This is a genomic window from Peptoniphilus sp., assembly GCF_034090345.1.
Taxonomy (GTDB): Bacteria; Bacillota; Clostridia; order Tissierellales; family Peptoniphilaceae; genus Peptoniphilus.
Window position 1 is genome coordinate 1 of sequence record NZ_JAXDSS010000077.1, and the last position, 11,223, is coordinate 11,223.

Annotated in this window: 11 protein-coding genes and 1 other annotated feature; of the genes, 8 read left to right on the top strand and 3 right to left on the bottom strand. The window is 32.8% G+C overall.

Going from position 1 to position 11,223, the window contains the following annotated elements:
• The 3 genes from SOR77_RS06995 to SOR77_RS07005 form a co-directional block, all read right to left on the bottom strand.
• A partial coding sequence (locus SOR77_RS06995) for a homoserine O-acetyltransferase/O-succinyltransferase family protein (protein ID WP_320636421.1) occupies positions 1-1,745 on the bottom strand: 1,745 nt, incomplete at its 3' end.
• An 83-nt stretch (positions 1,746-1,828) separates the two neighbouring features.
• Positions 1,829-2,062, bottom strand: a binding site (T-box leader).
• Between the two features lie 187 nt (positions 2,063-2,249).
• Positions 2,250-2,516: a GNAT family N-acetyltransferase gene (locus SOR77_RS07000; protein WP_320636422.1), complete on the bottom strand. Its 267-nt coding sequence runs from the start codon at positions 2,514-2,516 to the stop codon at positions 2,250-2,252.
• A 67-nt stretch (positions 2,517-2,583) separates the two neighbouring features.
• Complete coding sequence (locus SOR77_RS07005; RefSeq protein ID WP_320636423.1) at positions 2,584-3,507, bottom strand: LysR family transcriptional regulator; 924 nt, start codon at positions 3,505-3,507, stop codon at positions 2,584-2,586.
• 194 nt (positions 3,508-3,701) lie between these two features.
• Here SOR77_RS07005 and SOR77_RS07010 point away from each other — a divergent pair, with 194 nt between their 5' ends.
• From SOR77_RS07010 to SOR77_RS07045, 8 genes are all read left to right on the top strand, one after another.
• Positions 3,702-4,607 carry a substrate-binding domain-containing protein gene (locus tag SOR77_RS07010; protein WP_320636424.1) on the top strand — a complete coding sequence of 302 codons (906 nt, stop codon included), beginning with the start codon at positions 3,702-3,704 and terminating at the stop codon, positions 4,605-4,607.
• Complete coding sequence (gene pstC / locus SOR77_RS07015) at positions 4,597-5,490, top strand: phosphate ABC transporter permease subunit PstC (RefSeq protein ID WP_320636425.1); 894 nt, start codon at positions 4,597-4,599, stop codon at positions 5,488-5,490. Before SOR77_RS07010 ends, pstC begins: the two co-directional genes overlap by 11 nt.
• Positions 5,487-6,377 (top strand): phosphate ABC transporter permease PstA, encoded by an 891-nt coding sequence (gene pstA, locus SOR77_RS07020; protein WP_320636426.1) that lies wholly within the window; start codon positions 5,487-5,489, stop codon positions 6,375-6,377. Before pstC ends, pstA begins: the two co-directional genes overlap by 4 nt.
• Positions 6,374-7,123: a phosphate ABC transporter ATP-binding protein PstB gene (gene pstB / locus SOR77_RS07025; protein WP_320636427.1), complete on the top strand. Its 750-nt coding sequence runs from the start codon at positions 6,374-6,376 to the stop codon at positions 7,121-7,123. The genes pstA and pstB overlap by 4 nt, the downstream gene beginning before the upstream one ends.
• Before the next feature lie 4 nt (positions 7,124-7,127).
• Positions 7,128-7,775 carry a phosphate signaling complex protein PhoU gene (phoU, locus tag SOR77_RS07030; RefSeq protein ID WP_320636428.1) on the top strand — a complete coding sequence of 216 codons (648 nt, stop codon included), beginning with the start codon at positions 7,128-7,130 and terminating at the stop codon, positions 7,773-7,775.
• Between the two features lies 1 nt (position 7,776).
• Entirely contained in the window at positions 7,777-8,460 is a 684-nt protein-coding gene (locus tag SOR77_RS07035) for a response regulator transcription factor (protein ID WP_320636429.1), read from the top strand.
• Complete coding sequence (locus tag SOR77_RS07040; RefSeq protein ID WP_320636430.1) at positions 8,453-10,069, top strand: sensor histidine kinase; 1,617 nt, start codon at positions 8,453-8,455, stop codon at positions 10,067-10,069. The genes SOR77_RS07035 and SOR77_RS07040 overlap by 8 nt, the downstream gene beginning before the upstream one ends.
• 141 nt (positions 10,070-10,210) lie before the next feature.
• Positions 10,211-11,223: aldehyde dehydrogenase family protein (locus tag SOR77_RS07045; RefSeq protein ID WP_320636431.1), on the top strand; the 1,013-nt coding region annotated here is incomplete at its 3' end.

Genomic DNA, 11,223 nt, shown 5'->3' on the forward strand with positions numbered 1-11,223 from the left:
CTTATAGTTATATTCTTATTCTTTACAGGTTCTATAGCATCTCTTTGATACACTTGAGCTCCTGAGTCAATTATATCTGTAAGCTCTTTATAATTCATACTCTTAATTACCTTAGCATCTGCATTCACCCTTGGGTCGTCAGTCATTATACCATTCACATCAGTCCAATTTTCATATATCTCTGAATCTAATGCACTAGCTATGATGGAGCCAGTATAATCCGAGCCACCTCTTTTAAATGTCCTTATATTTCCCAACTCATCACTTCCATAAAACCCTGGTACAACAACTTTAGATTTAGAGTTAATTATATTTGATATTCTTTCATAACTCTTTTCAAAATTTACATTATCTTCTTCGCCAAATACGATAAGATCTTTTGCATCTATAAACTCATAATTCAAATAATTAGCCATTATTTTTGCATTTAAGTATTCTCCTCTACTTACTATGAAATCTTTTGATGTAGAGCCTTCTATGGCTTTAAATACAACATCAATTTCAGGAGTACATTTCTCTTCTATGCCCAAGTCTTTTGAAATTTCATAAAAACGAGTTTTCAACTCAGATAAGTTTTCATTTAAATCATCATTCTTTTTTAATAACTCAATTTCTAATTTCTTAATTAGCTTTTCAATATCTTTTGTTTCTGTATTTAACTCAGCAACATTCATTAATCTATCAGTAACTTTTACATCTTCGTTATATCTTTTCCCTGGCGCTGAAACCACAACAACATCGCTTTCACTTTTTGATGTAATTATATTTTTAACTTTTGAAAATTGTTTTGCATTACTTAATGATGAACCACCAAATTTAGCAACTTTTTTATTTTTAATTTCTTCAATGTTGTAAGGAGTTTCTTGGTATACACAATAATTTAACCAATTTGAAAAAAATAAATTTCCAGCTGACCTCCAAGTTACTTTTATTCCCTTTGATATATCATTTTCTTTATAGTAATTTACAGGCATATCAATTTTTATATTTTTATCTAAATCTCTTCTGTATTCGTTATTTAAAGTATCTTTGTCATATTCCCAATGTCCAAAATTGAATACAAACCTATAATCTTCGCTCGCTATAAGTCCTACTCCAGTATCTTCTCTTTCAGCTAAAATATTAAGCTCATCTATGTCTTTTAACTGCTCAGATTTTACATAAGTATATCTTGAAGTTGGAACGCTAAATTCATCATCAAATCCTTTTAATATCTTATCGTCTTTTTTCTTTTCAAACTCAAACACTCCAAAAATCTTATTTTCTGACAAATTGTGTTCTACGTTATAATAATGATATAGGGCAGCTTGTGCTGACCAACATATAAACATAGTTGAAAATACATTTTCTTTGGCGTAGTCTAAAATTTCTTTTAATTCATCCCAATATATAATCTTTTCATATTCTAACTTTTCAACAGGTGCTCCTGTTATAATCATTGCGTCGTATTTTTCATGTTTTATTTCATTAAATGTCTTATAAAACTTATTCAAATGGTCAGCTTCTATATTTTTAGGCTCATAAGACCCCATTCTTATTAAATTTATATTGATTTGCAAAGATGTGTTAGAAAGCATTTTTATGAGTTGTAACTCAGTTTCTTTTTTCTTAGGCATAAGATTTACAATAGCCACTTTCAACGGTCTTATGTCTTGACTGGACGCTCTTTGTTCGTCCATTGTAAATATTCTTTCTCTTTTTAACGTTTCTTCTCCAATTAAATCTTTAGGTATTATTAATGGCATCTTATCCTCCAAAACTTATCATCTATAATCTATTTTATTTTTCACTTGTCTTCCAAATCTAAAACAATAAAAAAGAGCCTTCGTATAAGGACGAAAGCTCGTGTTACCACCTTAATTTTTCATTAGCTTGCACTAATGAACTCAATAGGTATCTATCAATACCCTCTGCTGTAACGGGCAATCCCGTACTCACCTAACTAATAGCTTAGCGAATCCATAAAAAGGCCATGTTCCCAATTTCAAAATCTACTTCTTTCACCAATACGAAGCTCTCTGTAATCTTTTTAGAAAGGTACTCTTCTTTTTATATGTTTTATTTAAAATTATTTTAATGTATATTAACATTTTATTTTTTTTGAGTCAATGGATTGGATAATGGTTTTTATGTGTTGCCGGTCATAGTTAAAATGAATAGAAGTTAAGAAGAAATATATAAGATTATCGACGGAATGTAAATCCAATAAAAAAGAAGCTTCCAAAAACTGAAGCTTCTAATTAATTTATTTATGCTCTGACGTCGTCAAATTCTTCGCCCTGTAATTTTTTGTGTACGTATGAACAAGTAGGGATAATTTTTTTACCCTCTGCTCTTGCATCTGCAATTAGTTGTTTAACAAGTGCACCTGCAAGTCCTTGACCTTCCATGGCAGGTCTTACAATTGTGTGTTGAGCATCGATTTTACCGTCTTTTTCAACGAATTGAAGAATTCCATCATATTTTTCTTGACTTTCACCAATGTAATAAGCATTTTGACCTCTTTTAACTTCCATGTCTGCCTCCTAATTGTTTTATAGATTACTTAATGTATACCCAAGTATTAGGAAACTAAAGATGAAGTTAGTAATTTTCTTTAATTTTATATTGTGCAACATAATGTTTTAAAATATCTATATATGTTTTGCCAATTTCAGATATGGGATTGTCAGACCTATAGATATAGACAAGCTCCATTGACTCGTCACTTTCAAGAGGGATTGCCACAAGATTGTCGCCGTTTAGTTCTCTTGAGAGTATTCCTGATGAAATTGTATAGCCATCTAAGCCAATCAATAGGTTGAAAAGTGTTGCCCTGTCTGTTACTACAATTGATTTTCTTGCATATTCGATTGAGTGTAACTCTTCTGCATAATAGAATGAATTGTTTAAACCTTGGTCGTATGTGAAACGTGGATACTCTTCAAGGTCTTTTAGAGTTACAATTTTTTTATTTGCAAGTGGATGATTTTTACTGAAGAATACGTGAGGTCTTGCAGTAAAAAGTTTTTCAAATTTTAAATCATTTGCCACAAAGCTTCTCTTCAAAATTTCTTTATTGAAATCACTTAAATATAAAATTCCTATTTCACTTCGTCTTGTGCGTATATCTTCAATGATTTCAAATGTACGAAGTTCTTTTAGTGAAAATTCATATTCATCTTTTCCGAGCAGTTTTACTAATTTTACAAAGGCATTTACGACAAACGCATAGTGTTGAGAGGCAACTGCAAATATTCTTTTGACAGATTTTTCTGATTTGTACTGACCTTCTAATAGGTCGGCTTGTTCGATGACTTGTTTTGCATAGGATAAAAATTTTGTTCCGTCATCTGTGAGGCTAACTCCTCTGTTTGTTCTATAAAATATTGTTATTCCCATTTCTTTTTCAAGTTCCATGATGGATTTTGAAAGTGTGGGTTGTGTTATAAATAGTTCTTGTGCTGCTGTGTGAATTGAACCGGTGTGAGCCACTTGTATGATATACCTAAGTTGTTGTAGTGTCATTTTTTACCTCTTTTATATACGATTTACCATTTGTATTATATCATTTGACATAAAATTATCAAAACTGATTTTACATAGTGATTGAGTATTTAATTATTTTACACAAACTTTACAATTCAATATCAAGGAATTTACATTGTAGAAATATAATGTGGTTGTAATAAAAAAACACGAACTTAGAAAGGATGAATTCAATGTTTAGTAAAGTTTTTAAAAGATTATTTGTGATGGTTTGTATAATGACATTTACAATTGCACTTACTGCTTGTGGGGCAAAAGATGAAAAGGAATCTACAGATGGTTCTGAAAAGACACAAAGCGCAACTATAAATGTAATTACTAGAGAGGACGGCTCAGGCACAAGAGGTGCATTTGCTGAAATAGTTGGACTAATTGAAAAAGATGCAAGTGGGAATGAAACTGATATGACTTATATTGAGGCTGTTGTTCAAAATTCTACTGATGCAGTTATGACAGCTACAGCTAATGACGAAAGTGCGATAGGATATATTTCTTTGGGGTCTTTGAATGATACTGTCAAGGCATTAAAAATTGGTGGAGTTGAAGCAAGTGCTGAGGATATAACTAATGGCTCATATCCTATTGCAAGACCTTTTAATATAGTCTACAAAGATGGTGTTACACCTGAAGTACAAGATTTCTTAAACTTCATAGCTTCAAGTGAGGGACAAAAGGTTGTTGAAGAAGAGGGATATGTTAAAAATAAAGATGCTAAACCTTATCAAGGAACTAATAATACAGCTTCTATAACAATTGCAGGTTCAACATCTGTAACACCGCTAATGGAAAAATTGGTGGAAGCTTATAAAGCATTAAATCCTGATTTTAAAGCTGACATCCAGTCTACAGGTTCTTCATCTGGAATTCAAGCTGCAATAGACGGTTCAGCTCAAATAGGCATGGCATCAAGGGAACTTAAAGATGATGAAGCCAGTAAATTGAAAAAAGAAGTCATAGCTATGGACGGAATAGCTATTATAACTAACAAAGCAAATCAAGTTTCAGATTTATCAATGGAACAAGTGAAAAATATATTTAGTGGAAAACTAACTGATTGGGCTGAGGTAAATGGAAAATAAGATTGTATATAAAGTAAAAAGTCAGCAAGAGTTTAAAGAGAGTATCGCAAGATACCTCTTTTTGCTCAGTGCTATGTTATCTGTAATATTTATTCTATTAATTTCTTATTTCATATTTAATGGCGGAATAAATGTGTTTCGAGAAGTTGGCATTAAAGATTTTTTGTTAAATTCTAAATGGGCACCTATGAATAAACCGGCTTCGTTTGGTATTTTTTCAATGGTGATAGGTTCTATATTGGTGACATTGATTTCAAGCGCAATGGCTGTTCCTATTGCAGTGTTTGCTGCATCATTTTTGGCTTGTGATTGCCCCAAATGGCTATACAAAATTTTAAAACCGACGTTAAATCTAATGGCGGGGATTCCATCAATAATTTATGGATTCTTTGCTTTGACATTTATAGTTCCTAAGATGAAGGATTTATTTGGTGGCACTGGAATGAGTATTTTAACTGCGTCAATTCTCCTTCTTATAATGATATTGCCGACTATAATTTCCATTTCTGAAAATGCAATACGTTCAGTACCGTATTCTTATTACACAGGAAGTATTGCTCTTGGGGCAACTCACGAGAGAACTATTATAAAAGTTTTGATGCCGGCGGCAAAGAGTGGCATTTTTGCCGGTATAATTCTTGGAATTGGTAGAGCGATTGGAGAAACCATGGCAGTTATATTGGTTGCAGGAAATCAAACTCGTCTAACTTTTAATATTTTTAAGGGAATTAGAACTTTGACCACAAATATTGTAATGGAAATGGGATATGCTTCAGGAATGCACAGAGAAGCTTTGATTGCGACAGCATGCGTCCTATTTGTATTCATCCTTATAATAAATTTTACTTTTTGGATTTTTAAGAGAAGGAGTGAAAGGATATGAGCACTAAATTTGGAATATTGATTTTAATGGCTACAATTCTCATAGGCACTTTTGCTTTTTTGAAGTATAAAAATATGCTAAATATTTATAGGTTTTTGACAACTCTATCTGTGGTATTTACTTTTGGAAGCTTAGCAGTTTTAATAGGCTATGTTATTTCAAAGGGAATACCTTATCTAAAACCGTCTTTATTTGCATTGGAATACACTTCTGATAATGTATCAATGCTTCCGGCTATAATAACAACTTTTATAATTGTGATTTTATCAGTGGCGTTGGCTACACCGATAGGAGTTTTCACAGCAATATACTTGGTTGAATATGCAAAGAGAGGCTCAAAAGTTGTAGAAATTATAAGACTTGCTGCAGAAACTTTACAAGGTATTCCGTCAATTGTTTACGGATTATTTGGAATGATGTTTTTCTCAATTTGGTTGGGATTTGGATTTTCTATAATTTCCGGAGTGTACACTGTATCAATTATGATATTGCCACTTATAATTCGTTCTACTGAGGAAGCTTTAAAAGCCGTAAATGACAATATAAGACATGCATCATTTGCTCTAGGCGCCGGAAAACTCAGGACAATTTTTAAGGTTGTATTACCTGTGGCAATGCCGGGGATAATTTCCGGAGTTGTGCTTGCTACTGGGCGTGTTGTGGGAGAAACTGCTTGTTTAATGTTCACTCTTGGGACTGCAACTAAAATGCCCGATGGACTTTTTTCATCTGCAAGGACTTTGGCATTACACGTTTATATGCTGTCTTCTGAAGGAATGTATGTTGGAGAGGCCTATGCAACTGCAACTGTACTGCTAATCACAGTGCTTATAATTAATTTTATTTCAAATAAGATTGCCAATAGATTTATGGAGGTTAAAAGTTGACACTTAAGTTTAATATAGAAGATTTAAATCTCTATTATGGAGATTTCAAAGCTTTAAAAGGAATAAATATGGGGATAGAAGCTAATGAGATAACTGCTTTTATAGGCCCATCAGGCTGTGGGAAATCTACAACATTGAAGTGTTTAAATAGGATGAATGATTTAGTTGATGGTTGCAGAATTGAGGGCAAGATTGAACTCGATGGAGAGAGCATCAACTCATATAACATCAATGCGCTTAGAAAGAGAGTGGGAATGGTTTTTCAAACTCCAAATCCATTTCCAATGTCAATTTATAATAATATAGCTTATGGTCCAAAAACTCATGGCATAACTGATAAAAATACATTGGATGAAATTGTAGAGAGGTCTTTGAAGGCTGCCGCAATATGGGATGAAGTAAAGGACAATCTAAATAAAAATGCACTTTCAATTTCCGGAGGACAGCAACAGAGGTTGTGTATTGCAAGATGTTTAGCAGTTGAACCGGATGTAATTTTGATGGATGAACCAACTTCTGCATTAGACCCGATTTCTACTGGGAAAATAGAAGACCTTGTCCTAGAATTGAAAAAAGATTATACTATTATCATGGTAACGCACAATATGCAACAAGCTTCAAGAGCTTCTGATAAGACAGCATTTTTCTTAAGTGGTGAAGTTGTTGAATTTGGAGATACCTATGAGATATTTTCTAATCCAAGAGATAAGAGAACAGAAGATTATATTACAGGAAGGTTTGGGTGAGATTGTGCGAAAAAAATTTGATGAAGAACTTGCATTATTAAATGAAGAAATGTTACAGATGAGTATGATAGTTGAAAAAGCTATAGATAAAGCTGTGAATTTAATTTTTAATTCAGACGAAAAGGGTATAAAAGAAGTCTTTGAATATGAAGAAGAAACTGACAGGTTGGAGACAAAAATTCAAGACCACTGCTTGAGACTTTTTTTAGAGCAACAACCGGTTGCAACAGATTTGAGATGGGTTTCAGCTACTCTTAAGATGATTACGGATATGGAGAGAATAGGAGACCAAGCGAGAGATATTGCTGATTTGTGCAAATATTTTAAAGAGGATGACAAGGTATTTTCTGTTGACTCAATAAAGGAAATGGCAAAGGCAACTATAGCCATGGTAAATAAGAGCATAGATGCTTATGTTAAAAGAGATGTTGAAATAGCTGGAAATGTGTCCAAAGATGATGATGTTGTAGATAATTATTTTATAGAAGTTAGAGCTGAGTTTGTAAAGTTGATAAAGAATGAATCCTTAGATGCTGAGCGAATAATTGACTTGATTATGATTACTAAATATCTTGAGAGAATTGCAGACCATGCTGTGAATATTTCAAGATGGATAATATTTGCCATAGAGGGATTTCCTACAGAGGCGTAGTATGTTGATATATATTGTTGAAGATGACAACTCAATACAAAAGTTGATTGAGTATGCATTGAAATCTAAAAATTATACTTGTAAAGGTTTTGAAAATGGTAGGGAGTTCTTTGAGGAACTCTCTAAAGTTGTACCTGATTTAATTTTGCTAGATATAATGTTGCCGGATATGGACGGGACTGAAATACTTGTTAAGTTAAAACAAAACTCAAATACTTCAGATATTCCGGTTATGATGTTAACGGCTAAGACATCTGAGTACGATATTGTCAGTTCGTTGGATATGGGTGCAGACGACTATATGACAAAGCCTTTTTCTGTATTAGAACTCTTGTCGAGAGTTAATGCTCTTTTGAGAAGAAACACTAAGAAATTAGAAGAGAGAATAGAGTTTAAAGGAATTACTATGGACTTGTTGAGAAGAGAAGTTTCTATCGATGGGGATGCAATATCTTTGACATACAAGGAGTTTGAACTTTTGAAATATTTGCTTAGCAATGTTGGGATTGTACTCTCAAGAGAAAAACTGCTAAATGCAGTGTGGGGTTATGATTATGAAGGTGAAACAAGGACTATAGATATGCACATAAAACTTCTTAGAGAGAAGTTAGGGAATAAAAGAGATTTGATAACGACTATAAGGGGTGTGGGATATAAGATAGAAGCCGGAGATAAAAATGGATAGACATATTAAACAAAACTTTATAATTATAGCAGCTTTTTCATTTATCGTGACTTTTATAGTTTCATTTGTTATATATTTTATGGACTATAATCAAAACGAATACCAAGCTCTATCTGATTTTAACTATATAATTCAACAAGAAATTTATAAAGAAACAAATAGAGAATTGTATATTAGTGAATTAAGTGAAAAGACTAAGGGGATAAGGATAAGGTATAGTCGAGGTTTAGAAAAATATGATTCTAAAGAAAATGAAGATTTTAATTTAACGGTTGGAGATAACAAGGATAGTGTAAGTTTTACTAAAGATGAATTTGAAGTTGTAAAAAAATTAAATGACGGTTCTCTACTTGGCGTAAGTAGAATAAAAGATAACTTCTTTGGAATATTTTTACACTTATTACCAATAAATCTTTTAGCTTTGGGGAGTATATTTATTTTTACAAGGATTATAACTAAAAAATCAATTGATAAAATCTTAAAACCTATAAATTCATATGAAAAGTCTGGAGATATAGAAAAGATAATGGATGTACCTGAAGTGTATCCGCTAGGCAGAATTTTATCAAAGCAAAATGATTTGAGATTAAAGGAGCTAGGCGAAGTAAAACGACAAAGGGATACTATAAATACTATATTAGGCGGTATGAAAGAAGGACTTTTAATACTTGATGAAAAAAGACGCATTTTAATGCTCAATTCAGAAGCTTCTAAGATTTTAGAAACAGATGAAGAATCTATAGCTAAGAGCATCTTGTATGTTACAAGAAATAGTGAGATTGTAAAATCTATAGAAAACTGTTATTTAGGAATGCATTCTGAAGGCAGGTTTGAAGTTCAAGACAGATATATAAAGTACTATTCAAACCCTGTGTACTACAATGGAAATATAAGTGGAGCAGTACTCCTTTTGATTGATGAGACCAAGAGGATAGAAGCAGAAAAAATCAGAGAAGAGTTTTCGGCAAATGTATCCCATGAATTGCGAACGCCTTTAACTTCCATATATGGATTTGCAGAACTTTTAAACACCAGGATTGTATCTGATGAAAATGACAAGAAAGAAATGTTCGATAGAATTTATAAGGAATCAAAGAGATTATTGGATTTGATTGATGAGATAATTAAGATTTCTAATTTGGAGTCGAACGTTCAAGTTATTGAAGATATTGTTGATTTAAATGAGTTGTCAGAAGATCTAAAGACACATTTTATTCCAATAGCAACTGAAAAAAATGTTGAGTTAGCTGTTGTTGGTGATGGAGTTTTTAAGACTAACAAGACAATGATTTGGGAGCTGTTAGCTAACTTAATTGAAAATGCAATTAAATACAATGTTGAAAATGGCAGTGTGGATGTTAGTATGAAAGTTTCAGAACATACTGAAATTGTTGTAAAAGATTCTGGAATAGGAATTGATGAAGAGAATCTCAAGAGAATTTTTGAGAGATTTTACAGAGTTGATAAATCAAGAAATAAAAAAAGCGGAGGAACTGGACTAGGTCTTTCTATTGTAAAACATATTGTAAAAAATTTAAATGGAGAGATAGAAGTTCAAAGTGAAGCCGGAGTTGGAACTACAATAAAAATACAATTGCCAATAAACTAGGCCAAAGCTGAATATTTAATCACAAAAAGAGATTGTTAAAAAAATCTCTTTTTTTCTATGTTATTTATTAAAATTCAAGGGGTATACATTTCAAAGGAAGAAAAATATTTTAAAACAATTAAGATAGAAAAGGGTGATTAAATGTCTTTTGAATTAAAAAAAGAATATAGGATGTTTATAGGAGGAGAATGGAGAGAGGCTTCAGATGGACAGTGGTTACAAACTTTCAATCCTGCAACTGGAGAAGTTTTATCTCAAATTCCTCAAGCTACAAATGATGATGTAGATGATGCAGTTGAAGCTGCAAAAAAAGCTTTTGAAACTTTCAAAGATTCTACAGCAGTTGAAAGACAAGCGTTGCTCACTAAGATAGCAGATATAATAGATGAAAACGCCGAATACTTGGCTACTATAGAATCAATGGATAATGGTAAACCTATAAGAGAAACAATGGGCGCCGATATCCCTTTGGCAGCAGACCACTTTAGATATTTCGCAGCTGCGGCAAGAATGCAAGAAGGTACTGCTCAAATGTTGGATAAGAATACTTTAAACTTAATTTTACACGAGCCTATTGGAGTGGTGGGGCAAATAGTTCCTTGGAACTTCCCGTTCCTAATGGCAGCATGGAAATTAGCGCCGATATTGGCAGCAGGAGATGTAACAATTTTGAAACCATCAAGTAGTACGTCTCTTTCAGTGCTTGCACTTATGGAATTGATTCAAGATGTTGTTCCGGCAGGTGTAATAAATGTAATTACAGGCTCGGGTTCAAAGAGTGGAGAATATTTACAACACCACAAGGGAATAGATAAGCTTGCATTTACAGGTTCTACAGAAGTTGGTAGGGGAATAGGAATTGCAGCGGCAGAGAGAATTATCCCGGCAACTCTTGAATTGGGTGGCAAGAGTGCCAATATATTCTTTGAAGATGCTGATATGGACGTTGCGCTTGAAGGGGTTCAACTTGGAATTTTATTTAACCAAGGACAAGTTTGTTCAGCGGGTTCAAGAATTTTTGTACAAGAGAGTTTCTATGACGAATTTGTAGAAAAAGTTGTAGAGGCATTTAAAAAAGTTAAAGTTGGAGACCCGCTTGACCCTGAAACACAAATGGGAGCTCAAGCAAGCCCGGGTCAACTTAGAAAGATTTT

What these genes read in the sequence shown, in the direction of transcription:
- SOR77_RS07040 (WP_320636430.1), top strand. Translation starts at nt 8,453, where the DNA reads ATGGATAGACATATTAAACAAAACTTTATAATTATAGCAGCTTTTTCA.
- SOR77_RS07000 (WP_320636422.1), bottom strand. Translation starts at nt 2,516, where the DNA reads ATGGAAGTTAAAAGAGGTCAAAATGCTTATTACATTGGTGAAAGTCAA.
- pstC (WP_320636425.1), top strand. Translation starts at nt 4,597, where the DNA reads ATGGAAAATAAGATTGTATATAAAGTAAAAAGTCAGCAAGAGTTTAAA.
- SOR77_RS07035 (WP_320636429.1), top strand. Translation starts at nt 7,777, where the DNA reads ATGTTGATATATATTGTTGAAGATGACAACTCAATACAAAAGTTGATT.
- pstA (WP_320636426.1), top strand. Translation starts at nt 5,487, where the DNA reads ATGAGCACTAAATTTGGAATATTGATTTTAATGGCTACAATTCTCATA.
- SOR77_RS07005 (WP_320636423.1), bottom strand. Translation starts at nt 3,507, where the DNA reads ATGACACTACAACAACTTAGGTATATCATACAAGTGGCTCACACCGGT.
- SOR77_RS07010 (WP_320636424.1), top strand. Translation starts at nt 3,702, where the DNA reads ATGTTTAGTAAAGTTTTTAAAAGATTATTTGTGATGGTTTGTATAATG.